The organism is Nonomuraea sp. NPDC050643 (assembly GCF_040654715.1).
Lineage (GTDB): Bacteria > Actinomycetota > Actinomycetes > Streptosporangiales > Streptosporangiaceae > Nonomuraea.
Map to the genome: position 1 here is coordinate 66,086 of NZ_JBFAIM010000057.1, position 23,559 is coordinate 89,644.

The 23,559-nt window shown below is 71.1% G+C and carries 20 protein-coding genes and 1 pseudogene; 6 read left to right on the plus strand and 15 right to left on the minus strand.

Annotated features, from left to right (window positions below; translation table 11 throughout):
- Positions 1-147: 147 nt before the first annotated feature.
- Positions 148-2,499 (plus strand): LuxR C-terminal-related transcriptional regulator, encoded by a 2,352-nt coding sequence (locus tag AB0I15_RS48835; RefSeq protein WP_358112968.1) that lies wholly within the window; start codon positions 148-150, stop codon positions 2,497-2,499.
- Between the two features lie 9 nt (positions 2,500-2,508).
- Here AB0I15_RS48835 and AB0I15_RS48840 read toward each other — a convergent pair whose 3' ends face one another.
- The 4 genes from AB0I15_RS48840 to AB0I15_RS48855 form a co-directional block, all read right to left on the minus strand.
- Positions 2,509-2,985: a hypothetical protein gene (locus AB0I15_RS48840; protein ID WP_358112970.1), complete on the minus strand. Its 477-nt coding sequence runs from the start codon at positions 2,983-2,985 to the stop codon at positions 2,509-2,511.
- Positions 2,986-3,181: 196 nt separating this feature from the next.
- A complete protein-coding gene (locus AB0I15_RS48845) occupies positions 3,182-3,940 on the minus strand; it encodes a MerR family transcriptional regulator (protein ID WP_358112972.1) in 759 nt (252 codons plus the stop codon).
- A 10-nt stretch (positions 3,941-3,950) separates the two neighbouring features.
- Positions 3,951-4,835 carry a DUF2268 domain-containing putative Zn-dependent protease gene (locus AB0I15_RS48850; protein ID WP_358112974.1) on the minus strand — a complete coding sequence of 295 codons (885 nt, stop codon included), beginning with the start codon at positions 4,833-4,835 and terminating at the stop codon, positions 3,951-3,953.
- Positions 4,836-4,896: 61 nt separating this feature from the next.
- The gene (locus tag AB0I15_RS48855) at positions 4,897-7,140 is read right to left on the minus strand and encodes an excinuclease ABC subunit UvrA (RefSeq protein WP_358112975.1); all 2,244 of its coding nucleotides are present in this window, start codon (positions 7,138-7,140) and stop codon (positions 4,897-4,899) included.
- A 104-nt stretch (positions 7,141-7,244) separates the two neighbouring features.
- Here AB0I15_RS48855 and AB0I15_RS48860 point away from each other — a divergent pair, with 104 nt between their 5' ends.
- Together AB0I15_RS48860 and AB0I15_RS48865 are read left to right on the plus strand one after the other, a co-directional pair.
- Positions 7,245-7,496 carry a helix-turn-helix transcriptional regulator gene (locus AB0I15_RS48860; RefSeq protein ID WP_358112977.1) on the plus strand — a complete coding sequence of 84 codons (252 nt, stop codon included), beginning with the start codon at positions 7,245-7,247 and terminating at the stop codon, positions 7,494-7,496.
- A gap of 44 nt (positions 7,497-7,540) precedes the next feature.
- Complete coding sequence (locus tag AB0I15_RS48865) at positions 7,541-8,317, plus strand: nucleotidyltransferase family protein (RefSeq protein ID WP_358112979.1); 777 nt, start codon at positions 7,541-7,543, stop codon at positions 8,315-8,317.
- A 114-nt stretch (positions 8,318-8,431) separates the two neighbouring features.
- Here the strand turns inward: AB0I15_RS48865 and AB0I15_RS48870 are convergent, their stop codons facing one another.
- The 3 genes from AB0I15_RS48870 to AB0I15_RS48880 form a co-directional block, all read right to left on the minus strand.
- Positions 8,432-9,277: an NAD(P)H-binding protein gene (locus AB0I15_RS48870; RefSeq protein WP_358112981.1), complete on the minus strand. Its 846-nt coding sequence runs from the start codon at positions 9,275-9,277 to the stop codon at positions 8,432-8,434.
- A gap of 340 nt (positions 9,278-9,617) precedes the next feature.
- Positions 9,618-10,508: a sugar phosphate nucleotidyltransferase gene (locus AB0I15_RS48875; RefSeq protein WP_358112983.1), complete on the minus strand. Its 891-nt coding sequence runs from the start codon at positions 10,506-10,508 to the stop codon at positions 9,618-9,620.
- 141 nt (positions 10,509-10,649) lie between these two features.
- On the minus strand, positions 10,650-11,432 hold the full coding sequence (locus tag AB0I15_RS48880; protein WP_358112985.1) for a DUF899 family protein: 783 nt from the start codon (positions 11,430-11,432) through the stop codon (positions 10,650-10,652).
- A gap of 387 nt (positions 11,433-11,819) precedes the next feature.
- On the opposite strand from AB0I15_RS48880, the gene AB0I15_RS48885 reads away from it, so the two are divergent.
- Entirely contained in the window at positions 11,820-12,362 is a 543-nt protein-coding gene (locus AB0I15_RS48885; RefSeq protein WP_358112987.1) for a DUF1062 domain-containing protein, read from the plus strand.
- Between the two features lie 154 nt (positions 12,363-12,516).
- On the opposite strand, the gene AB0I15_RS48890 is transcribed toward AB0I15_RS48885, so the two are convergent.
- The 4 genes from AB0I15_RS48890 to AB0I15_RS48905 all read right to left on the minus strand — a co-directional run bounded on the left by AB0I15_RS48890 (position 12,517) and on the right by AB0I15_RS48905 (position 18,069).
- On the minus strand, positions 12,517-13,347 hold the full coding sequence (locus AB0I15_RS48890; protein WP_358112989.1) for a hypothetical protein: 831 nt from the start codon (positions 13,345-13,347) through the stop codon (positions 12,517-12,519).
- A gap of 351 nt (positions 13,348-13,698) precedes the next feature.
- Positions 13,699-14,736: a tyrosine-type recombinase/integrase gene (locus AB0I15_RS48895; RefSeq protein ID WP_358112991.1), complete on the minus strand. Its 1,038-nt coding sequence runs from the start codon at positions 14,734-14,736 to the stop codon at positions 13,699-13,701.
- 83 nt (positions 14,737-14,819) lie between these two features.
- Complete coding sequence (locus AB0I15_RS48900; protein WP_358112993.1) at positions 14,820-16,349, minus strand: UDP-N-acetylglucosamine 1-carboxyvinyltransferase; 1,530 nt, start codon at positions 16,347-16,349, stop codon at positions 14,820-14,822.
- Positions 16,350-16,365: 16 nt separating this feature from the next.
- Positions 16,366-18,069, minus strand: coding sequence for an enoyl-CoA hydratase-related protein (locus AB0I15_RS48905; RefSeq protein WP_358112995.1), 1,704 nt, complete (start codon positions 18,067-18,069; stop codon positions 16,366-16,368).
- 372 nt (positions 18,070-18,441) lie between these two features.
- On the opposite strand from AB0I15_RS48905, the gene AB0I15_RS48910 reads away from it, so the two are divergent.
- Both AB0I15_RS48910 and AB0I15_RS48915 read left to right on the plus strand, forming a co-directional pair.
- Positions 18,442-19,083 (plus strand): C39 family peptidase, encoded by a 642-nt coding sequence (locus AB0I15_RS48910; protein ID WP_358112997.1) that lies wholly within the window; start codon positions 18,442-18,444, stop codon positions 19,081-19,083.
- Positions 19,084-19,154: 71 nt separating this feature from the next.
- Positions 19,155-20,816 carry a glycosyl hydrolase family 28-related protein gene (locus AB0I15_RS48915; protein ID WP_358112999.1) on the plus strand — a complete coding sequence of 554 codons (1,662 nt, stop codon included), beginning with the start codon at positions 19,155-19,157 and terminating at the stop codon, positions 20,814-20,816.
- 465 nt (positions 20,817-21,281) lie between these two features.
- Here AB0I15_RS48915 and AB0I15_RS48920 read toward each other — a convergent pair whose 3' ends face one another.
- The 4 genes and pseudogenes from AB0I15_RS48920 to AB0I15_RS48935 form a co-directional block, all read right to left on the minus strand.
- Positions 21,282-21,602: a hypothetical protein gene (locus AB0I15_RS48920; protein WP_358113001.1), complete on the minus strand. Its 321-nt coding sequence runs from the start codon at positions 21,600-21,602 to the stop codon at positions 21,282-21,284.
- 619 nt (positions 21,603-22,221) lie between these two features.
- Positions 22,222-22,596 (minus strand): nuclear transport factor 2 family protein, encoded by a 375-nt coding sequence (locus tag AB0I15_RS48925; RefSeq protein ID WP_358113018.1) that lies wholly within the window; start codon positions 22,594-22,596, stop codon positions 22,222-22,224.
- A 77-nt stretch (positions 22,597-22,673) separates the two neighbouring features.
- Positions 22,674-22,976, minus strand: a complete 303-nt coding sequence (locus AB0I15_RS48930) for a DUF952 domain-containing protein (protein WP_358113003.1) — start codon at positions 22,974-22,976, stop codon at positions 22,674-22,676.
- A gap of 160 nt (positions 22,977-23,136) precedes the next feature.
- Positions 23,137-23,544 (minus strand): annotated as a pseudogene (locus tag AB0I15_RS48935) (GNAT family N-acetyltransferase); the annotation flags it as partial.
- Between the last annotated feature and the right edge of the window lie 15 nt (positions 23,545-23,559).

Genomic DNA, 23,559 nt, shown 5'->3' on the forward strand with positions numbered 1-23,559 from the left:
GGTGTCCCATGGGAGGGTCAAAACTTGCTGTGGCTTCTTGACCAGGGCCCCCGTTGTTAGCGGGCTGGACATAACCTGGTTAACGACGGCGAGGTATCGGCGTAATGGTGATCCGCCGGCCCCGTCGCACGAGGCACCATGACAGCGGTGACGACCAAGGCCTCCCGGAGCCGGCACGCCAGTGCCGGGCTCCCGGCGGAGATGACGAGTTTCGTGGGGCGTCGGCACGAGGTGGCCGAGGTCAAACGTCTGCTGGCCGCGTCCAGGGTGGTGACCCTGACGGGGACGGGCGGCGTGGGCAAGACCCGGCTGGCGCTGCGGGTCGGTCAGGAGGTGCGGCGCGCCTTTCGTGACGGGGTGCGGCTGGTGGAGCTGGCGGCGCTGCCCGGTCCCGACCTGCTGGCCGAGACGGTCCTGGAGGCGCTGGAGATCCGTGACCGTACCGGCCGGGCGCCGCTGGAGGTGCTGCGCGACTTCCTGCGTGAGCGGCAGATGCTGCTGATCCTGGACAACTGTGAGCATGTGCTGGACGCGTGTGCCGTGCTGGCCGACAGGCTGCTGCGGGCGGCGCCGGAGGTGCGGGTGCTGGCCACGAGCCGGCAGGCGCTGGGCATCGGCGGCGAGCACGCGGTGCCGGTGCCGCCGCTGCCGCTGCCCGACGACTGTGAGGCGAACGCCCCCTCCCCGGACGCGCTCATGCAGGGGGAGGCGGTGCGGTTGTTCGCCGAGCGGGCCCGTGCCGTGGTGCCGGATTTCGCCGTCACCGAGGATAACCGGGATGTGATCTGCCGTATCGTGCGCCGGCTGGACGGCCTGCCGCTCGGGATCGAGCTGGCCGCCGTCCGGTTGCGCGCCCTGTCGGCCCAGCAGTTGCTGGACCGGCTGGATGACCGTTTCCGCCTGCTCACCGCGGGGTCCAGGGCCGTGCTGCCCCGGCACCAGACGTTGCGGGCACTGATCGACTGGAGTTACGGCCTATGTTCGGAGGAGGAACGACTGCTGTGGGGACGCGTGTCGGTGTTCGCCGGCGGACTGGACCTGGAGGCGGCCGAAGAGGTCTGCTCGGGCGGCGGGATCGCCCGCCGGGACGTGATCGATCTGGTGATCGGCCTGGTGGACAAGTGCGTGCTGATCCGCGAGGAGCAGCAGGAGACGGTCCGGTACCGCATGCTGGAGACGCTGCGCGAGTACGGGGCCGAACGGCTGGAGGCCTGTGGCGAGCGGCCGGCGCTGCGCGACCGGCACCGCGGTTATTACCGCGATCTGGCGGGTCAGGCGCGGGCGGAGGTGTTCGGCCCCGGTCAGGTGGCGTGGTTCCGTCGGCTGCAGGCCGAGCACGCCAACCTGCGCATGGCCCTGGAGTCGTGCTTCGCCACGCCGGGAGGTGCGGCGGACGGCCTGAGCATGGCCACGGATCTGCTGTATCACTGGATCACCAGTTATTACCTGGGTGAGGGCCGGGCCTGGTTGGAGCGGGGGCTGGCCGCCGATCCGGAGCCGGGGGCGGTACGCGCCCGTGCGCTGTGGTCGGCGGCCTGGCTGGCGATCATCCAGGCCGACATCCCGGGTGCGACGGGGCTGCTGGGTGAGGCGCGGCGGCTCGGGCTGCGGCTGGGCGATCCTGCGGTCATCGGCTACGCGGAGTTGTTCGACGGCATGGTGGCCATGTGGGACGGCCGGGCGGAGGAGGCGGTCGGTCACTACCGGCGGGCGCTGGAATGCCATCGTGGCACGCGGGACCCGGTGGGGCTGGCGTTGACGCTGATCCGGTTGTCGCTGGCGTACTCGTTCGAGGGCTGTTCGGAGGAGGCGGTGGCGGCGGGTGAGGAGTGCCTGGCGGTGTGTGAGGCCTCTGGGGAGGGCTGGCATCGGGCGTACATGATGATGGCGCTGGGTGTGGAGGTGTGGCGGCAGGGGGATCTGCGGCGGGCGGGTGAGCTGGCGCAGGCGAGCCTGGTGTTCAACCGGTCGCTGGGGGATCTGCTGGGGATGGGGATGGACGTGGAGGTGCTGGCGTGGATCGCGGCGTCCGGGGGGCAGCATCAGCGGGCGGCGCGGCTGCTGGGGGTGCTGCGGACGGTGTGGGGGGCGTTGGGGGCTCCGCTGTCCGGGTACGGGCATCTGGCGGGGTATCACGACACGTGTGAGGCGGAGACGCGTCAGGCTCTGGGGGAGACGGCGTTCGCGGCGGCGGTACGGCGGGGGGCGGCGTTGTCGCGGGCCGAGGCGCTGGCGTACGCGCTGCAGGAGGAGACGCCCGCGCTGGACGGCAAGGAGGAGGGGCCGCCGCCGCTGACGCGGCGGGAGACGCAGATCGCGGAGCTGGTGGCGCGGGGGCTGACGAACAAGGAGATCGCGGCGTCGCTGGTGATCGCGCAGCGGACCGCCGAAGGGCATATCGAGCACATCCTGACCAAGCTGGGGTTCAATTCGCGGGCGCAGATCGCCGTCTGGGTGGGTGAGCGGGCCCGCGAAGGGCCCGCCGACGGCGAGCCCTGAGCGGCCGGGTCACGCGGGGCCCGCGGGCAGTTCGAACCAGGCGACCGGGCCGGCGATCCCCCAGCAGCAGGCCAGCCGGGCCAGCGGCCCCGGGTCGGGGGCGCGGTCCCAGGCGCGGCCGTGTTCGACTTCGCCGCGCAGCAGCCCGTCCTCCATGGCCAGGGTGAGCCTGACGGTGGCGGTGCCGCCGTGCAGTGCTTCGCCGACGAGCCCGCCGGCGAGCAGTTCGGCGGCGGCGGCCTGCCCGGCCAGGCCCCAGGCGGTCAGGCGGGCGGTGGTGATGCGGCGGGCGCAGGACACCGCCGAGGGCCGGGCGGCCAGCACCCAGGACATCGCGCGGCCCTGCCCGGTCCGGCGGCCGGCCCAGCCGGCCCGTACGGCCAGGGCGTCGGCGGCGGCCAGGAGCATGTTCCAGGAGTTCCACGACGGCCGCCACGGTGGTGCGGGCACGGTGGGCGGTTGTTTTCGCTGCCGGATGGTGTGCACGTCGATCCTTCCCCCTGAGGTTGACGCTACGTCTCCAGCGTGCGCCCGGCCCGGCCCGGCGGGGACGGGAGGAATCCCCGCATGGGTACCTGTTTAGGATCCGCCCGACCCGGGAACACGCTGTGCCGCAGGGCTGTGACCTGCACTGATGCGGTGTGGTCGCCGTCGCGGGGGGGGCGGGCGCGGGCTGTGCGGGCTACATGCGGGTCCGTGCGTAGGCGTGCAGCGCGTCGCGGACGAACCTCGCCCCGGCGGCGTCGTCGTACATGCCGGCGAAGCGCGGGTCGTCGACGTACATGTCTCCCAGGCCCTGCACCATCGCGATCGAGCGCTCCCGATCGCCGTCGGCCGTGGGGGTGCCCGGGATCCGGCTCAGCCACCGGACGTGCCGGGCGGCCAGTGACTGGGCGTGGTCCGATGCCGGGGACATGCCGGCCTTGGCCGCGGCGGCCCAGGAGGCGACGAGGTCCTCGACGTCCTGTTTCCAGGCGAGTTGCTGGTCGAGGGTCTTGCCGTGCCACCAGTCGTTGCTCACCTGGAACGCGCGCTCGCCCCAGCGTGAGATCACCTCGTCCTTGAAGCGGTCGTTGAATCCCGACAGCATGACGTCCATCCGCGGTTCCGCGCCCGCCTGCAGGGCCTCGAGCGTGTGACGCACCGAGCGGATCTGCCGGTCGATGCGCTCTCGTTCCTCCTCCAGGGCGGCGATGTGGGCGCGGAGCCCGTCGCCCGTGTCGACCTCGTCGGCCAGGACCTCGGCGATGGCGGGCAGGCCCATGCCGAGCCGGCGCATGAGCAGGATCCGCTGGAGCCGGGCGACCGCGGTGGCGTCGTAGAAGCGGTAGCCGTTCTCGCCGACCCGGGACGGGGCCAGGAGCCCGCGGCGGTCGTAGTGGCGCAGGGTGCGGCTGGTGATGCCGGCCCTGGTCGCGAGTTCCTGGATCGTCCACTCCATCGTTCCAGTGTCACCCGCGGCGGAGTGTGGTCGCGATGATCTCCGCGCTGTCGGCGTGCAGGGCTTGGGCCGCCGTCTGCCCGGTCGCCGCCAGGTAGGTGTCGACGAGCCGGTTGCCGGCGGCGTATCCGGCGCCCATCGGCAGGCCGACGGGGGTGAGGCCGAAGCGTTCGGCGCTGGGGTCGCCGTGCACCCAGGCGGTGAAGTTCTGCATGCCGGTCACGTCGAGCCCGGTGAGGACCTTGCCGAAGACCTCGTCGTCGTGCAGGTGGGGCACGCCGATGCGGGCGGGGCCGAGGTCGTCGCCGTAGAGTTGGCGGGCGAAGGCGTCGGCCAGGCCCTCGCCGACGATGTGGTCGCCGACCGTGACGGTCGTCGGGTCCCACACCACCCCGCCCGGCGCCCACCGCAGGTTGTGGTGGAGTTCGTGCGCGGCGGTGGCCTTCAGCCGCTCCAGGTTCTCGGGGTAGGGCCAGAACGTGATGGCGATGTGGCCGGAGATGCCGCCGAACCCGGTCAAGCCCTTGCAGGGGCCCATGAAATGGTCGTCACCCGGGTCGCCGAGGACGAGCAGCACGGTGATGTCGGGGGCCTGCAGTCCCGGTGTCGCCTCCAGCAGGACGGCGAGAGCGTCGTCGAGGGCGCGTCGCATCCGCGTCCAGGCCCCGGCCGCCGCCAGGGTGTCGAGCGCGTCGAGGCAGCGCTCCTCGTCGCGGTCGAGGGGGAACCCGGACGTTTGGAGGTGCGCGGCGACCAGGTCGATCTCGCCGGGGTGGTAGCGGTACATGCCCTTGTTGGCCTCCAGCATCGAACGCAGCAGGTGGGCGCGGTCGGCGGGCGGGGCCATCAGGATCCGCCGCATGGCGGAGTAGGTGTCGACAACGGTGATGGACATGGCGCCGATGCTAGAAGTTGACGCAGCGTCAAGGTCAAACCGGTGGCGCTCGGCGTCGTGGTCACAGGGCGGCGCGCAGGTGGGCGGCGGTCACCGATCCCGGTGCGGTGAGCAGCCCGGCCGGGGTGCCCTCGAACAGCACCCGGCCGCCGTGTTTGCCGCCGCCGGGCCCGAGGTCGATCACCCAGTCGGCTCGTTTGACGACGTCGAGGTGGTGCTCGATGACGATGACGGTGTTGCCCGCGTCGACGATCCGGTCCAGCAGGTCGAGCAGGGAGGCGACGTCGGACAGGTGCAGGCCGGTGGTGGGTTCGTCCAGGACGTAGACGGCGCCGCTCCTGGACAGTTCGCCGGCCAGCTTCATGCGCTGGCGTTCGCCGCCGGACAGGCTGCTGGTGGGCCGGCCGAGGGTGAGGTAGCCGAGTCCCACCTCCACGAGCGTCCGCACGCGGGTGGCGACGGAGGGTTCGGTGAAGAACGCGGCGGCCTGCTCGGCGGTCAGGGCGAGCACGTCGGCGATGGTGTGGCCGCGCAGCCGGTGCGCGAGCGCCTCGGGCCGGTAGCGGGAGCCGTCGCACGCCTCGCACACGGCGGTGACCGGGTCCATGAACGCCATGTCGGTGTGCACGATGCCGCGGCCTTCGCACGAGGGGCAGGCTCCGGCGGCGTTGAAGCTGAACAGCCCGGGGCCGGTGCCGGCGGCGCGGGCGAACAGGCGGCGGATCGGGTCGAGCACGCCGATGTAGGAGGCGGGGCTGGAGCGGGCGGAGGTGCCGGCGGCGGCCTGGTCGACCACGACGACGTCCGGGTGCTGGGCGGGCAGGATCTGGCTGATGAGGGTGGATTTGCCGGATCCGGCGACGCCGGTGACGCAGGTCAGCACTCCTGCCGGCAGGTCCACGCCGACGTCGTGCAGGTTGTGCAGGCTGGCCGGGGTGATGGTGAGCCGTCCGGTGGGGCGGCGCGGGGCCGTTTTGAGGGGGGTGCGGCGCAGCAGGTGGGTGCCGGTGAGGGTGCCGGAGCGGGTCAGCCGCTCGACGGTGCCTTCGAAGACGATCTGCCCGCCGTGGACGCCGGCGCCGGGGCCGAGGTCGATGACGTGGTCGGCGACGGCGATGACGTCGGGGTCGTGCTCGACGACGAGCACGGTGTTGCCCTTGTCGCGCAGGGCGAGCAGCAGCCGGTTGAGGCGGCCGACGTCGCTGGGGTGCAGGCCGGCGCTGGGCTCGTCGAAGACGTAGGTCATGCCGGTCAGGCTGGAGCCGAGGTGGCGTACCGTCTTGAGCCGCTGCCCCTCGCCGCCGGACAGGGTGGAGGTCTCGCGGTCGAGGCTGAGGTAGCCGAGCCCGATCTGCTCGACGCGCTCCAGCGCGCGCACCGCCGCCTCGGCGGCCGGGTTGCCCAGCGCGGACAGCACGGCGATGAGGTCGCCGATCTCCATGGCGGCGTAGTCGGCGATGGAGTGCGGGCCGATGCGGGTGGCCAGCGCGGCCTGGTTGAGGCGGGCGCCGTCGCACTGGGGGCAGCGGCCCTCGCTGACGTGCTCCAGCACCGCGCGCCGGTTCTTGTCCGACAGGCCCGACAGGTCGCGCCTGAGGTAGAGGCGGGTGAACCGGTCGGCGACGCCTTCGAACGCGACCTTGTTGAGGGTGCCGTTCTTGCCGCGCACCTCGACGGTGAACCCGCCGCCGTGCAGGAGCAGTTCGCGTTCGGCGGGACTGTAGTCGCGGACCGGCCGGGCCGGGTCGAACGTGCCCGAGCGGGCGTAGATCTGCCACTGCCAGGTGCCCACGCCGAACAGCGGGAACCGGATCGCGCCCTCGTCGAGCGAGCGGTCCTCGTCGAGGAAGGTGTCCAGGTCGAGCCGGACGGCGCGGCCGAGCCCGTCGCAGCCGGGGCACATGCCCTGGGGGTCGTTGAAGGAGTAGGCGAAGGAGTAGCCGGCGCTGGGGGAGCCGTAGCGGGAGAACAGCACGCGCAGGATGGGCAGGATGTCGGTCATGGTGCCGACGGTGGAGCGGGAGTTGCCGCCGACGGGTCGCTGGTCGACAACGATGGCGGCGCCGAGGTGGTCGATCGCCTCGGCGTCGGGTTTTTCGTAGGAGGGCAGGCGGTTGCGGACGAACCAGGAGTAGGTCTCGTTGAGCTGGCGCTGCGACTCGACGGCGACGGTGCCGAACACGACGGACGACTTGCCCGACCCGGACACGCCGGTGAAGACCACGAGCCTGTTCTTGGGGATGCGCAGGGACACGTTCTTCAGGTTGTTCACCCGCGCTCCGGTGATCACGATGCTGTCGTCCATGCCGACCACCGTAGAGGAGACCCCCGACAGTTTCCGTATGGCGTACGGCACACTGTACGGTTCCAGGGGTGCCGGTATTTTAATCACGGGTATAGAGTGGCCCCATGGTGCGACCTCCGCTGACCCTTGAAGAGCGGCTGCGCGGCGAGCAACTCGGCCTGGTGCTGCGCCGGGCCCGAGGCGAGCGCAGCATCGTCGAGATCGCGGCCGCGGCCGGCATGTCCGCCGAGACCCTCCGCAAGATCGAGACCGGCCGCATCGCCACGCCCGCGTTCTTCACCATCGCGGCCCTGGCCGGCGTCCTGGGCATCTCCCTCGACCACCTCGCCGACCGCTCCACCCCCGCCCCCACCTGACCCGCCCCGAGCATGCGGCACCTGATCACCCCTAGAGTGCCGCCATGACGTTCGACGATCTCATCCCGTCCGCCGGCGAGTCGCCCCTGGGCTCACGGCCGGTCACCCAGGCCGTCATCCTCGCCGGCGGCCACGGCTCACGCCTGCGCCCCTACACCGACACCCGGCCCAAACCGATGGTCGAGATCCCCGGCACCGGCCTGCCCATCATCGGCCACCAACTGCAATGGCTGGCGGCCGAAGGGGTCACCGACGCCGTCATCTCCTGCGGCTACCTCGCCGAGGTCGTCCTCGACTGGCTGAAGGCGGCGGACCTGCCGCTCAACGTCAACCCGGTGGTCGAAGCCGAAGCGCTCGGGCGCGGCGGCGGCCTGAAGTTCGCCGCCGCCTCCCTGCCCCGCCCGGGCGAGCCCTGGTACGCCACCAACGGCGACATCTGGACCCGCTTCGGCCTGCGCGCCATGGCCGCCTTCCACCACGAGCGCGACGCCCACGCCACCCTCGCCCTGGCCCGCCCCCGGCTGCCCTGGGGCACCGTCGACATCGACCGGTTCGGCAACGTGCTCGACTTCGTCGAGGCGCCGCCGTCGCCGTACCCGGTCAACGCCGGCGTCTACGTCTTCTCCGCGGCGTTCACCGCGATGCTCCCGGATCTCGGCGACCACGAGCGCAGCACGTTCCCGCACCTGGCCCGCCAGCGCCGCCTGGCGGGCTACGAGCTGCCGCAGGGGGTGTACTGGCGGGCCATCGACACGGCCAAGGACCTGAACGAGGCCGCCAAGGAACTGGCCGCCTTCCGCGCCCAGGACACCACCCCCTGACCCGCGCCGGGACGCACGGACGGCCTCACTCCGGCGCGCCTGCCCCGCCGGTCCGGCGCAGGACGCGCCGGGGAACGGGTGGCGCCCTGTCCTCCCGTTCCCCGCAGAGGGCGTTCAGACGGTCCAGGCGCCGGTGGCGGCCGTGGCGGTGACGTACCCGGAGAAGTCGCGCGGCTCGCGGCCCAGGACACGCTGCACCCCGTCCGACAGGCGCTCGTTGCGGCCCGCCCTGATCCAGCCGAACAGCGTCGTGATCAGCTCCGCGTCGTCCCGGTCGAAGCCGCGGCCGGACAGGTGCGCGGTGTACTCCTCGGCCGAGACCGGGACGTAGGCGAGCTCACGCCCGGACGCCCGGCCGATCTCGCCGACGGCCGCGCCGAACGACAGCAGCCGCGGCCCCGACAGCTCATAGATCCGGCCCGCGTGACCGTCCCGCGTCAGGACCGCCGCCGCGACGTCGGCGATGTCGTCGGCGTCGACGAACGGCTCGAGCCCGTCACCGGTCGGCAACCGCACCTCCCCCGAAAGGACCGGGTCGCGCAGCAGCGCGTCCTCGCTGAAGTTCTGCGCGAACCACGTCGGCCGCAGAATCGTCCACTCCATGCCCCACGTCGTCCCCGCCTCCTGCAGTGCCCGCTCCGAGGCCAGCGCCGCCTCGCCGCCGGAGGTCGACCAGTCCCGCGAGGACAGCAGCACCAGCCGCCGCACCCCGAGGGCCGACGCCGTCTCGCCGAACGCGCGCAGCTGAGCCGGGGCGTCGCCGCCCTGCGAATCCACCAGGTACGCCGCGCCCGCCCCCCGTACGGCCTGGCTCCAGGTGCCGGGATCGGCCCAGTCGAAGCGGACCTCCCCGCGCCGCGACGCCGCCCGGACCTCGCGCCCCTGCCGCCGCAGCCGGGCGACGACCCGCCGCCCCGTCTTCCCGCTCGCCCCCACGACCACGATGGGCTCAGCCGCCACCACGCCACCCCTTTCCCTCACCCACCATCATCTTCCCGCCCACGGTACGCGCGTCCGCACGGGCACCCCGCCGTGGATCGCCACGCCCGCCCCTCGCCCGGATCGTCCGACCCGCAGCGCGGCCTCCCGCGACGCGGCCGTGAAGCCGCGCTGAAGCCCTCATGCCGTTCCATGGGATCCATGGCACGGCGGCGATCGTGCTGCGGACCCGCGCCGCCAGGCCGTGGTGGCCGCCGGATGCGCTCTGGCCGTGTCCGGCGGCCTGCCCCCGTCCCCGGCCGGGCGGGCCCGGGGGCGTGGGCGCGCCACGGGATCCCGGCCGGCGGCCTGACCGGCGCGCCTACGGCCCGGCGGGGGAGCCGCCGCTGTCGTGGGCGAGCTTGCGCAGCTCGGGACCGTACACCGGGTGCGCGAGCGCCGCGGCGAACTGCGCCTTGAGATAGCTGAGCGGCGAGCCCGTGTCCCACCAGGTGCCGTCGATGACCTGCCCGTACACCTCGTGGCCGAGCGCGTACGCGTGCAGCGCCTCGGTGAGGTAGATCTCGCCGTCCGGCCGCTGCCGCCACCGGCGCGTCCGGGCCTCCAGCTCCGCCACGACACCGGGCGTGATCACATAACCGCCGATCGCGGCGAAACGGGACGGGGCCTGCTCCGGCGACGGCTTCTCCACCAGGCCGGAAATCCGCAGCCGCCCCTGCCCGAGGTCCCGCGTCACGATGGGGACGCCGTAACGGGGCGCGTCCTGGAGCTCCATCGGCATCAGCGCCAGCACGGGCGCGCGCATGTCCTCGTAGGCCGCCTTGAGCTGCCCGGCCCGGGGGACCTCGGCCACGAAGACGTCGTCGGCCCACAGGACCATGAACGGTTCGTCGCCGATGACGCGGGCGGCGTTCAGCACGGGGGTGCCGTTGCCGTAGGGGCCGTTCTGGAACACGTACGTGATGTGGGCGAGCGCGGCCAGCTCGTGGACCGCGTCGGCCAGTTCGGGCTTGCCGGACGCACGGAGCTGCCGTTCCAGATCGTCGTCCGGCGCGAAATGCTGCTGGATGAGGTGCTTGCGGCTCGAGGTGACGATGGTGATCTCCTCGATGCCCGACTCCACGAGCTCCCGCACGGTGTGCTCGATGACGGGCCTGTCACCGATCGGCAGCATCTCCTTGGGCAGCGCCCGCGTCAGGGGCAGCATCCGGCTGCCCAGCCCGGCGACCGGAATGACGGCTTTACGGATCACGTATTCTCCTGCGTCGACGACGGTGACGCTCCGACGCTACCCGCAGGGCGGCCAGGACACAGCGGAAGGGGGCCCGCCGGGGCGGGCCCCCTCGCATCGCCTTGAGGCGCTTCCGGAGGCTTTGCCGTCGGCGAAGGCGTGTCAGTGGTGGTGGCCCTGCCGGCCGAGGGTCTCCACCGCAGTCGCGCCGGGCCGGGTCCACTGCGGCGCGGGGCGGCCGGACGGGCCCCAGGTGGCGTTCCCGTCCGCGTCCGTGCGCCAGTACCAGCACGCGCCGCGCCCCTCCGGCCACCCCTCGGGCGTGTCCTCCCACGTCTCGCCGCGGCCGTACGGCGTCATGTCCAGCAGGCCCAGAGCCGGGTTGACCCGCTCGTTGCCCCGGCCCGTCGTGGAGTAGGTGAGGAACACGCGGTCGCCGTCGCGCAGGAAGCCGGTGAGATACCCCATGCTGCCGCCGACCGGCGCGTCCACGTCGCGCACCGAGTACCAGGGCTGGGTGTAGCCCATGAACGCGACGTAGGAGGCCACCTCGTCCCAGCGGCCCGTGGTCAGGACGGCGAACGAGACGCCGCGGGCGTTGAGGTAGACGGCGTCCCGCAGGTGCCAGGCCGTGGTGGTGCAGCCCTCGCACTGGCCCTGGTGCGGCGCGCCGTCGTACCACATGTGCTGGTAGACCACGAGCTCGTCACGGCCCTGGAACAGCTCCAGGAACGGGACCGGGCCGTCGGGTCCGACGACCTCGACCGTCCCGTCGAACTCCACCATCGGCAGCCGGCGGCGCGCCGCGGCGATGGCGTCGCCCTCGCGGGTGTGGGCCTTCTCGCGGACCAGCAGCTCGTCACGGGTGGCCTGCCAGGTGACCAGGTCGACGATGGGCGGGCGGCCGGGCGGCACGGTGGCCGGGTCACTCGGCGTGGTCGTCATGCTGTCCTCCGTGGTGTCTCGTGCGGGGCGGCGTCGTACGACGGCCATCAGGACAGACTCGCCACGCGGCCGGAACTCATCGCGATACGCCCGGATTTGCCGGAGCGAACCCCGCGCGAGCGGCGCCGTCGCCGCCGGAAAACCGTTTGAGCCTCCGTCGGGCGTTCCCGTAGATTGCCCGCGACCCCGTCGTAGTGAGGACAGAGGACAAGACCGCGTGACCCCGCCTGCTCTTCAGACCTGACACCTTCTTCCGCTCCTTTTCAAGCCGACCCTCCCGTCGGCTCCGCCGGGCTGCCCGCGTGCGCCCGGTCGTAGGCGTTTGAGGCCGCGCGTAATCGGCCTCGTGTCAGGTCTAGAGAGATCATGTCTTCACAACCTCATATCGTGCTGCCCTGGGTCGTCCGCCGGACCAGGCTGCCCCTGCTGTCGTTGCGGTGCGTGGACTGCCGGTCGGAGTCGGCCACCACTGGCGAGGGCAGGTTCCGCGTCAACGCCAACGGCAAACTGCTGGACGTGTGGCTGCTGGTCCACTGCGTGTCCTGTGACCGGACGAGCAAGCTCACCGTGCACGAGCGAACGCCGGTCAGGTCCTTCGATCCGGCCCGGCTCGACCGCTACCACGCCAACGATCCGGAACTGGTGGCGTCCCGGCTGCTGGATCCGCTGCTCGCCCGGCGCAACCGCTTCACCCTGGACTGGCAGGGGGCCTGGCGGCTGGACACCCCGCCGGCACCGCCCCTCGACCAGGCGTGGCCGGTCCAGGTGGAGGTCGTCTTCGAGGATCCGGTGCCGGTACGCCCGGAGCGGCTCATCGCTCAAGGGCTCGGCCTCAGCAGGAACGAGGTGCTGCGCCGGATCAAGTGCGACATTCCCCTGCGCCGCACGACGAGCACCGGCTTCACCTTCACGGTGATGGCCGGAGACTAGCGAGGATGTAGCCGGGGGCGCGACCCTTCTCAAGCGTCCGGGCGAACCACGCTCGTCCGGCGGCGGCCCCACCAGGCATGGGAGCCGCCGCCGGACGAGCACGGCGCGGGCCGGCGGGCTCGCGGGAGGCGGAGTGTCGTCCGGGGGCGCCGGATCAGAGGCAGCGCTCGCGGTCCGGGGCCGGTACGGGGCGTTCCGCGACCGGCCTGGGCACGAAGTCCCGTGCGTAGGCCTGCCTCTTGATGTGCCTTCCTTCCGCACCCCCGACCTCGGCCGCCCGGTAGTCGGCCCACCTGATGGCGCCGGTCTTCAGGTTGACGCTGTAGAACTCCTCCCAGTCGCACGGCCCAGGCGGGTGGCCGTGGTCGGGCCAGGTCCGGTTCCGCTCGGCCCGGAGCAGCACGCTGTCACGGCCGAGGGGGCGCAGCGCGTCGACGGTCTCCAGGTCGTACGGCAGCGCGAGATCGGCGGACGTGACCCGATGGGCGGGACGCCGCAGATCCACCCTCTTCAGCCGGTACCGCAGGCTCTGCCCGTCTCCCAGCCGGACGACGCTCACCGCCTCATCGCCCAGCACCACGGGAAACGTGCCGTCCTCGCCATCGTCTGCGCGGTGGGCCACCGTGAACGCGGACCTCCAGGTCGCGCGGACCCGAAGCTCCTGCCCGCTCGACACGGTGACCCGGCCACCGTCCGCGCGCGCCTCCAGAAGGTCACGGTCGAACTCCGCCCGCCACTCCTGGCCGGAGCCGGTGCCCACCCGCCAGGAATGGTGCGCGGCCGCGGGTTCGCCGATGACCCCCGGGTCGTACACCACCGCGTAGCCGAGGCGCGGCGCGCCCGTGGCCGGCAACACGGGCAGCCGTGCCGCCGGCCCCACCACCGGCGCCGGATCCGGATCTTCCCCGGACCCGGCCCGTACGGCGAGCACGCCACCCAACACGACGAGACAGACCACGACCGGCCACGGCACGCGACGCCTCACACCGCACCCTCACGCAACGCCACAGCGGCACCCCCTGAACCCTCGCCAGGCCGAGGAACATCAGAACCCCGGCGGCACACGGGACCTTCGACCGACACCAACGGCACCGCGAGCCGATCAGGATCAGGACGGCCACGCCGAGACACGCGATCAAACGGCCGACGACGAACCCGGCGAACGGCACCATGGCGATCACGCCGGCAGTGAACACCGCCCCGGCCGGCAGCAGGACGGCCGGAAGCACCACACTCCCCGCACGACCTCGCTGCATGGAACAAGCCCATAAGCGACGCATCCTCCAAGATCAGGCCGGCGACAGCGCCGTGCCACCGAACCCAGGACCGCCGGCCCTCAAGGGGCGGGACGCCCGCGCAGCAGCGGGTGCGAGCGCATCGCCACCTCCAGCTCACCTGGCAGGTCGTCGCGGTAACGCCCCAGCGTCGACAGATCCCCATGCCCCAGCACCCGCCGCACCGCGTCCATGTCCACCGCGTCGGCCAGAAGATGCGTCGCCGTCGTGTGCCGCAGCCCGTGCGGTGTCACCGAACGCCGCTGATCCGGCGCCACCCGCCGCTGCACCCGGTCGATCACCGCCTGCACGTCGCCCCGCGCCAGCCGCCGCCCCCGCCACGACAACAGCAGCGCCTTGTCCGTCGTCTCCGGCGGCCGCCCCCGCGCCAGATACTCCTGCAGCACCCGCGCCACGTCATCCGGCAACGGCACGTCCCGGGTGCGGCCGCCCTTGCCGAAGATCCGCCAGTAGCGCACCCCGTCGTTGGTGTAGAAGTCCTCCACGTTGGCCCGCACCAGCTCCGACACCCGCGGCCCCATCGTCGCCAGCAGCAGCACGATCACCGCGTCGCGCAGCTCGGTGCGCTGGTCACGCCGCTTGCCCCGCTCCGGCGCCACCTCCCGCAGCGTCTGCGCCGCCCCGATCAGCCCCTGCGCCTGCTCGCGCGTCAGCGCCCGCCGCTCCGGCCGCAGCCCGCCCCGCTCCTTGGCCGTCACCGCCGACTGCGTCATCGGGTTCATCTGCACCCACCCGGCCAGCGTCGCGTGCTTGAACAGCGCCGAGATCGACCGCCGGAACCGCGCCTGCGACGACGGCGACTGCCCCGCCCCCGCCCCGCCCGCGCCCGAACGGCCCGCCGCCGTGCGCCCGTCGGGCTTGCGCGCGAACGCCAGCAGGATCGCGTCGACGTCCTCGCCGCTCAGATCGTCGAGCACCACCCGCTCACCGGCCAGCTCCACCAGCGTGGCCACGTCACGCGCGTAGACCTCCGCCGTCGAACGCGACAACGCGCCCGTCAGCGTTCTGGCCCGCACCAGCTCCACATAACGGTCCGCCGCCTCCGCCACCGTCAACCGGTCGAGCTCCGCAGGCCGCACCGGCCGCTCCCTTCACTTCGCCCATCGAAAAGCCAACAGCAAAGATCCAAGAACGACCGTAGCGGCCCTCACCGACAGAAAATTCAGATGTCGCGGAACGTCTCGATGCGCGCCCCCAGCGCGTTCAGCCGCTCGGCCAGATCCTCATACCCCCGGTTGATGACGTAGACGTTGCGCAGCACCGAGGTGCCCTCGGCCGCCATCATCGCCAGCAGCACCACCACCGCCGGCCGCAGCGCCGGCGGGCACATCATCTCCGCGCTGCGCCACCGCGTCGGCCCCTCCACCAGCACCCGGTGCGGGTCCAGCAGCTTCACCGACGCGCCCAGCCGCGTCAGCTCCGTCAGATAGATCGCCCGGTTGTCGTACACCCAGTCGTGAATGAGCGTCGAACCCTGCGCCGAGGCCGCGATCGCCGCGAAGAACGGCACGTTGTCGATGTTCAGGCCCGGGAACGGCATCGGGTGGATCTTGTCGATGGGGGAGATGAGCTTCGACGGCCGCACCGTCAGGTCGACCAGCCGCGTACGGCCGTTGGCCGCCGGATATTCGTGCCCCCGGTCGTGGTCGAGGCCCATCTCCTCCAGCACGGCCAGCTCGATCTCCAGGAACTCCACCGGCACCCGGCAGATCGTCAGCTCCGACGACGTCACCACCGCCGCCGCCAGCAGGCTCATCGCCTCCACCGGGTCCTCGGAGGGGGAGTAGTCGACGTCACGCTCGATGACCGGCAGCCCGTGCACCGTCAGCGTCGTCGTGCCCACCCCCTCCACGCGCACGCCCAGCTCCTCCAGGAAGAAGCACAGGTCCTGCACCATGTAGTTGGAGGAGGCGTTACGGATGACGGTGACCCCGTCGTGCCGCGCCGCCGCCAGCAGCGCGTTCTCCGTCACCGTGTCGCCGCGCTCGGTCAGCACGATCGGCCGCGACGGCGACACCTCCCGGTCCACCCGGGCGTGGTAGAAGCCGCCGGTCGCGGTGATGTCGAGCCCGAAGTGCCGCAGCGCCGACATGTGCGGCTGCACCGTACGGGTGCCCAGGTCGCAGCCGCCCGCGTACGGGATCTGGAACTGCTCCGTGCGGTGCATCAGCGGCCCCAGGAACATGATCACACTCCTGGTACGGCGGGCCGCCTCGGTGTCCATCGCCTCCAGCTCCAGCCGCGCCGGAGGCACGATCTCCAGGTCGCTGCCCTCGTTGATCCACCGCGCCCGCACCCCGATCGAGGCCAGCACCTCCAGGATCCGGTACACCTCCTCGATCCGCGCCACCTTGCGCAGGATCGTCCGGCCCGAGTTCAGCAGCGACGCGCACAGCAGCGCCACGCACGCGTTCTTGGAGGTCTTGACATCGATGCTGCCCGACAGCCGGCGACCGCCCACCACCCGCAGATGCATCGGCCCCGCGTATCCGAGCGAGACGATCTCACTGTCGAGCGCCTCGCCGATCCGGGCGATCATCTCAAGACTGATGTTCTGGTTGCCGCGCTCGATCCGGTTCACCGCGCTCTGGCTCGTCGCCAGAGCGTCCGCCAGCTGCAGCTGAGTCCAACCGCGATGCTGACGCGCGTCCCGGATCAGCCGGCCGATCCGCACTAGATAGTCATCTGCCACAACACGAGACCATATCTCACATATGAGATGCGCTTGCGCCCGAGGGTGCCGACGCGCCGGACAACTCCCGATGCCGCGCCAGATGCTCCGGCGTCGCCACCGCCTTCGCCTTCCGCACGAACGCCCGCCGCGCCTCGCGGAAACCGCAACGATCGTCGAACATGTCGCGGCTCATCTCCGCCAGCTCCTCGGCCCGGTAGGCGTCCAGCGGCTTACGCCGCTCATCGACCTCCCGCACCTGCCGCCGCCCCGCCAGCAGCCGATCGTAGCCCGGATCGGCCGCCAGCCGCTCAGCGTACTCCAGCACCCGGCGCTCGAAGTCCAGCCGCGACCCCGCCAGCACCTTGTCGGCCAGCCCCATCTCCGCCGCGTCGGCCGCGCCGATCGGTAGCGCGTCCTGCGTCAGCCGCCGCGCCCGCTCCGCGCCCACCCGGCGCGGCAGCACGTACGTCCAGTACTCGGAGCCGAACAACCCCATCGTCCGGTAGTGCGGATTCAGCACCACCCCGTCCCGGATGATCACCCGGTCCGCGCCCAGCCCCATCATCACCCCGCCCGCGCCCGCGTTGCCCCCCAGCGACGTCACGACGAGCTGGCTCATGCAGCCCACGATCTCCCGGCAGACCGCGTTGATGGCGTTGATGTTCATCCACGCCTCCAGCTCCGGGTGCCGCGCCGCCTCGATCACGTTCAGATGGATGCCGTTGGAGAACACCTCACCGCCGCGCACCACCAGCACCCGCGTGTCCTGCGCCACCGCGTACCGCAACGCCGACGACAACCGCCGGCACTGCTCGGTCGACATCGCCCCGTTGTAGAAGTCGAAGCTCACCACCCCGACCCCCTCACTGCGGTCATAGGTGATCTCGCTGTAGCCCGACCGCTCCGGCGCCTGCGCCACCAGCTCGCCCAGCGCCTGCGCGGCCGGCAGCTTGATCGCCCCCTCCTGCTCCAGCCGCACGTGACCCACCCACACCGACCCGTCGCCGGTGTGCACCAGTACCGCGCCCTCCCGCCGCGCCACCACCGTCCCCGGCGCCCCCGCCACCTCCGGCCCCCGGTACACGTCGAACACTCGCACCGGCACCTCGCACAACAGCGTGCGCCCGCCCGGCGAGCCGTCGGCCGCGCGCACCCGCCGCAGGATCTGCTCCGTCGGCTCCTCCCACGAGAACTCCCGGTCCGCGTGCCGCATCGCCCGCCGCAGCCGCCCCCGCACCTCGGGGGAGCGGTAGTCCAGCGGCACCGGCGCGAACGAGGCGTCACCCGCCTTCACCGCCACCTCCGCCACCAGCTCCACCGCGGCGTCGGCCACCGGCCCGTTGTACAGCGCCGACTTGCGCGGCGCCTCCGACGGCAGCGCGAACGTCCGGTAACCCCAGATCGGCCCGGCGTCCATCTCCTCGACCGCCTGCAGCGCCGTCACGCCCCACTCCGTCTCGGCCTCCACGATCGCCCAGTCCAGCGACGACGGCCCCCGGTCCCCGGGCGGCCCCGGATGGATGATCACCGTCCGGTGCGCCCGCCACAACGCGTCCGGAACCCGCTCCTTCAAGAACGGGCAGATGACCAGATCCGGCTTGGCCAGCTCGGCCGCCTCCACCATCGCCGCCTCCGAGACGGCCAGCTCGACGCTCACATCGTGACCGGCGCGGCGCAACTCCAGCCAGGAACGCTGGGTCAGGCCGTTGAAGGAGGAGCAGAGCAGCAAGATACGCAACGCGGGACTTCTTTCCGAGCGGGGGAGTACGGCACCAGGGCAGGGACCTACGCGGCCGGGACCGGGTCGACCCACCGGCCCCAGGCATTTACGGCAGTCCCATATGACCCATACATACCTTCGATGCTGACACGAAACTTCCACTGCTGGTGACGATTCCCCGCAAAAACCCGCCCTGACCAGCCCCAATTGACCCGCTTTGCCCGAAAAGATCCCTTCGAACGGCCCCCACCCCACCGCCCGAAACCCGCACACCACGACCACACCACCGGGGGAGAAGCGGCCGAACCGGTACTTGTCCGATCACCCACCGCATAACTAGGATCTCTGACCACTTGTCAGGAATCCCTGTGAAACCGCGCGGAGCGATCAGTGAACAAGCGCACCACCACCGGCATCGCCCTCATCACCGCAACCACCCTGCACCTCACCACCACCCCCGCCCACGCCACACCCACCCCCACCACCCCCACCACCACCACCACCGCGCTCCAACCCCTGACCTACAAACTCTCCCTCAAGCTCCAACCCCAGCAGACCTCCTACTACTGCGTCCCCGCCGCCTCCTCCATGAGCCTGTCCACCTTCGGCATCACCGCAAGCCAAACCACCCTCGCCAAAAAAATGAAAACCACCAAGACCGGCACCAAAGGCAGCAACGCCACCCCCGTCCTCAACACCTACGTCGCCCCACTCGGCTACACCTACACCTCCGTCACCGACGTCGCCGCCAACCCCGCCACCCTCATGAACCGCCTCACCCACGACATCGGCATCCTGCACCGCGCCCCCACCCTCGCCGTCTGGATGGAAAAACTCCCCTGGAACAAAGGCAAGATCAAAGGCAAGCACATCGGCCACGCCATGATCGCCTACGGCTACAACACCCTCAACAACACCATCACCGTCTACGACCCCTGGAAGCCCACCGGCGGCACCCACACCATCACCGCCCGAACCCTCGCCGCCACCCTCCAGGAAACCGGCGGCATGCGCTACATCACCAAACGCTGAATCATCCGACCGATCACCCCCACCCACCCACCCCCCTTGACACCACCCACACCGATGTAACCCTCCGATGTATGCAGCCCCACCCCCTCAGCCGCCGAACCCTCCTCGGCGGCATCGCCGCCTTACCCGCACTACCCCAGACCACCCCACCCACCACCCGCGCACGCCCCCACGACACCTCCACCGAACTCCTCCAACAATGGGCCACCGCACCAGGCACCCACCCCCTCATCCCCGACATCGCACAAGCCGGCCACCACCACGGCACCCACCCACCCCGCCACCGCGTCGTCACCACCGTCACCCACTTCGGCGCCCGCCCCGACGGCACCACCGACAGCGCCCCCGCCTTCAACGCAGCCATCCGCGCCACCGGAGAACGCGGCGGCGGCGCCGTCCACATACCCCGCGGCACCTACCTGCTCACCACCCCCATCTTCATGCACTGGTCCCACGTCGTCCTACGCGGCGCCGGACGCGACACCACCATCCTGCGCTTCACCCGCCCCCTCGACGACGGCTACCGGCCCGCCCGCCAAAGCAACGGCAACAGCCGCTGGTCATGGACCGGCGGCCAGATCTGGTTCCTCACCCCCGAACGCCGCGCCCGCTCCGAAGCCGAAGACTACGCCGGCACCGAAGGCTGGCTCCCCGGCGACACCCTCGCCCACGTCGCCGCCGCCTCCCGCGGCCAGCACACCCTCCTCGTCACCGACACCACCCACCTCCACCCCGGCGACCTCGTCATCCTCGAATGCGACAACCCACCCGACGCCACCCTCCTCATGCACCTCGCCGGCGACACCCCCGGCACCCGCACCTACGACTGGCCCCGCCGCGCACCCCAACTCGTCACCGACTCCGGCGGCCAATACCCCCAATACGCCCTCCTCCAACGACCCGTCCGCATCGAAGCCGTCCTCGGCCCCCGCCTCATCCGCCTCACCCAACCCCTCCGCCACGACCTCCGCCCCACCTGGCCCGCCCGCCTCCGCGCCCCCGGCCCCACCGTCCACGACAGCGGAGTCGAAGACCTCACCCTCCGCAACGACCCCCTCCCCATGACCCCCCACAACCGCCACCCCGGCTCCAACGGCGTCTGCTTCCAAGCCGTCCACGACTGCTGGGCCCGCAACGTCCGCGTCGAAAACTGCGACCTCGGCTTCGGCCTCACCACCGCCACAGCCAACACCCTCACCCACGTCACCGTCGCCGGCCGCTCCGCCCACCACAGCTTCGCCTGCCGCATGCAATCCCACGACAACCTCATCGACCACTTCACCATCGAACCCTTCACCACCCCCACCCCTGCCGGAGCCGTCCACCACGGCCTCAACCTCGAAGGACTCTCCTCCGGCAACGTCTGGCGCCGCGGCACCATGGCCGAAGGCACCTTCGACTCCCACCGCGCCCTCCCATTCGACAACGCCCGCACCGACATCACCCTCACCAACAACGGCCGCGTCGGCGGCTCCGCCGCCTCCGGCCCCCTCTTCGGAGCCCGCATCACCCACTGGAACATCCGCATCACCAACGCCAGCCCCTACGCGATCACCATCGCCGACGTCGCCCCACGCAGCCTCACCCTCGGCGTGCAAGGCACCACCACCACGGACAGCGAACTGACCCCCGACTTCACCGGCGACCTGGAAAACCTGCTCACCGGCCACGGCACCCGCCCCCACATCACCGACCTGTACGCCGCCCAACGCGACCACCTGCACCTCGACTGACGCCTCCGGAGCGAGCCTGAGGCGTCAGCCGAGCGCGGGGGAGGGCCACGGTCACGACCTCCACCGCGCCCAGATCCACATCGACCAACTTTTCGTGGACAGCCATATCCGAACGCCATCACAGACCCTTCACGGCCGTCCATGAGAATGCGCCCGCGCCCCGTCGAGAACGCATTCCTGTTTGACGTTTTCCGCTTTGACGTTTTCCGCCGCCGGGAGGGGAGTGGTCTCTCCTTCCCGGGCCCGTCGGCCGGCGGGCGCGTGACAGGGCCGGCCAGGGACGCCAGGTCGGAGCCGCGGCTCGCGGCCGGGCGGCGTTCTGTGCCATGACGAAATGCCGTACCGGGCTGGTCCGGCACGACGGAACGCCCTTATGGGATTAATGTATCGATACCAGACAGAAGCCCCATTCTGTCTGGTATCGGATCGGGGTCGGAACCGGTGCCCAAGAGGGGGGAAGAGCGGTCACAGACGATTGACGAACCGGGCCGCGGAGCGCTGGCTCATGCCGGTCTCGCCGCGTACGAGGAAGACGGCTTCCTGAATCTGGCCGAGCGCCTTGAGTTCACGGGCTTGATCGACGAGGTCGACGCGGATGCCGGGCCGGTTGCGCGGGCTCTTGGTGAGCCTGACGGCGAGGATGATCAGCCAGATGGCGGCCGCGGTGATGACGGCCGTGAGCGCGATGAGGCTTGGGGTGGCGATCTCCAGGGGACGCATGCGGGGCGTCTTCCCGGGTGGCGCGGGTTTATGCGGGCGCCCGAGTGATTGCTTGATAATGAACATTATGTCAAGTAGAGGGTTTCGGGAAGGGGTGGCGGCTCCCCTGGACGGGTGGGACCGGTGCGTTGTGTGGGAAGATTTTTTGGGCGGTCCGCGGTGGGCTCTGGCGGGTGCGGCTGGGCGGGTCGCGGGTGGTGGGCGGGGGTTTCGGGGTGCGGTGGTGGGTGTGGCGGGTGTTCCCCGGGCGTTGACGAGGTCTTTGACGCTCTGTTGATTCGCTGTCCTTTGCGGGATCTGTGGTTTTAGGGTGGAGCTCCTGCTATTCGCGCCGCGAGAGGAGCAGCACGTGGGGGTTCAGTCGGTTTTATGCCAGGTGTGTCAGGGGGTTCTGCCCGCGTCCGGTAAGGAGTCGTACACGCCGCTGCGGGGGCGGCTGATCGTGACGAACGGGTATTGCGCAGGTGGGTGCGCCGAGCGGCGTGCTGAGATGGATCAGGTTCAGCAGCAGACGCAGCAGATGGCGCGTCCGCAGGGGGTCCCCTCCCCTGGGCCGGCTCCGGTTGCGGCGGGGGCTCCGGTGGGGCATGCGCCGTTGCGGGTGGTGCGCTGATCGTGGTGCTGCCGGCCCGGGGTGGGCCGGTGGGTGTGCGGGGTCGGTGGTCGGCCGGTGGTCATCGGGTGGTTATTGGTGGCCGTCGGTGGTGTGCCAGTAGTCGCGGGTTCGGGTGGCGCGTCCTTCGGTGTCGAAGTGGGCGAAGACGCAGCCTGCGAGGGTGATGGGGCGGCCGTTGTCGTGGGCGTGGACCCGGAATTCGATGGCGGCCTGGTCGCCGTCGACCATGGGGGTGGCGAAGGTGACGTGGGGGTCGGTCTCGCCGTTGAAGGACCAGGTGATGTAGTCGGCGATGGCTTGTTTTCCGTGGTGTGGGGGGCGGAAGGGCATGCTGGTGTGGACGGCGTCGTCGTGGTAGAGGGCGGTGATGGCGGTGACGTCGTGGTGGGTCCAGCCGTGTTGCCAGGTGTCGGCGAAGTGCTGGGCGGCTGTTCGGGTGTCCATGGTGGCCATTGTGGGGGTGGTGGGGTGGGGTTGCTGGTCGGGTGTGGATTTTGGTGGGGTTGCTTGTTGGGGGTGGGTCACTCCCCCGGTGGTGTGTAGGGGTGGGTGGCGGTGACGGCGGTGAGGGGCAGGGGGCCGTAGAGGTGGGGGTGGTCGTTTTCGAGGCGGATGTCGAGGCCGGTGGGGTCGATGTCGAGGATGAGCAGGGGTTGGGTGATGTGGGTGTAGTAGGTGGTGTGGACGGTGTGGAGTTGGGTGAGGTCTCGGCTGCAGTGGATGAAGCCTTCTTGGTCGAGGGTGCGGCCGAGGGTGGAGATGCGGTACTCCCCCGCTTTCTGGGCGTTGTCCCAGTCGGTGGTGAGGGCGAGGTGGTGGATCATGGGGTCCATTCGGTGGTGCGGATGGCGTAGATGGTTTCGCTGGACCATTCGCCTTTGACGTATTCGTTGTCGATGAGGGTGGCTTCGTGGCGCATGTGGAGTTTTCCAGGACGCGGGCGGAGGCGGTGTTGCGGGCGTCGAGGCGGCCGGTGATGCGGTGGAGGCCGAGGTCGGTGAAGCCGAGGTGGAGCATGGCGTGGGCGGCTTCGGGGGCGTAGCCGTGGCCGTGGTGGTCGGGGTGGAGGATGTAGCCGATTTCGCCTTGGCGGTGTTGTTTGCTGGTCCAGATGAGCAGGACGTTGCCGATGAGTTCGCCGGTGGTGCGCAGGGTGATGGCGAGGTCGATGGCGTCGCCTTCGTCGTGGAGGGCGGTGCGGGTGATTTTTTTGTCGAGGGCGGTGCGGGTGGTGTCGCGGTCGCGGGGGTCCCAGTAGAGGTAGCGGGCGACGGTGGGCAGGGATTCGTAGGCGTGGACGGCGTCGAGGTCGTCGGGGGTGAAGGGGCGCAGGTGGAGGCGTGGGGTGGTGATGGGGTAGTCGGGTTTGAGCACGGGGGCGGTGTTGAGCACGGGGGCAGTGTAGGG

Excerpts from the sequence above, each read along its gene's own strand:
- AB0I15_RS48845 (WP_358112972.1), bottom strand. The coding sequence starts at position 3,940 with ATGGAGTGGACGATCCAGGAACTCGCGACCAGGGCCGGCATCACCAGC.
- AB0I15_RS48850 (WP_358112974.1), bottom strand. The coding sequence starts at position 4,835 with ATGTCCATCACCGTTGTCGACACCTACTCCGCCATGCGGCGGATCCTG.
- AB0I15_RS48855 (WP_358112975.1), bottom strand. The coding sequence starts at position 7,140 with ATGGACGACAGCATCGTGATCACCGGAGCGCGGGTGAACAACCTGAAG.
- AB0I15_RS48860 (WP_358112977.1), top strand. The coding sequence starts at position 7,245 with ATGGTGCGACCTCCGCTGACCCTTGAAGAGCGGCTGCGCGGCGAGCAA.
- AB0I15_RS48865 (WP_358112979.1), top strand. The coding sequence starts at position 7,541 with ATGACGTTCGACGATCTCATCCCGTCCGCCGGCGAGTCGCCCCTGGGC.
- AB0I15_RS48880 (WP_358112985.1), bottom strand. The coding sequence starts at position 11,432 with ATGACGACCACGCCGAGTGACCCGGCCACCGTGCCGCCCGGCCGCCCG.
- AB0I15_RS48915 (WP_358112999.1), top strand. The coding sequence starts at position 19,155 with ATGCAGCCCCACCCCCTCAGCCGCCGAACCCTCCTCGGCGGCATCGCC.
- AB0I15_RS48920 (WP_358113001.1), bottom strand. The coding sequence starts at position 21,602 with ATGTTCATTATCAAGCAATCACTCGGGCGCCCGCATAAACCCGCGCCA.
- AB0I15_RS48925 (WP_358113018.1), bottom strand. The coding sequence starts at position 22,596 with ATGGACACCCGAACAGCCGCCCAGCACTTCGCCGACACCTGGCAACAC.
- AB0I15_RS48930 (WP_358113003.1), bottom strand. The coding sequence starts at position 22,976 with ATGATCCACCACCTCGCCCTCACCACCGACTGGGACAACGCCCAGAAA.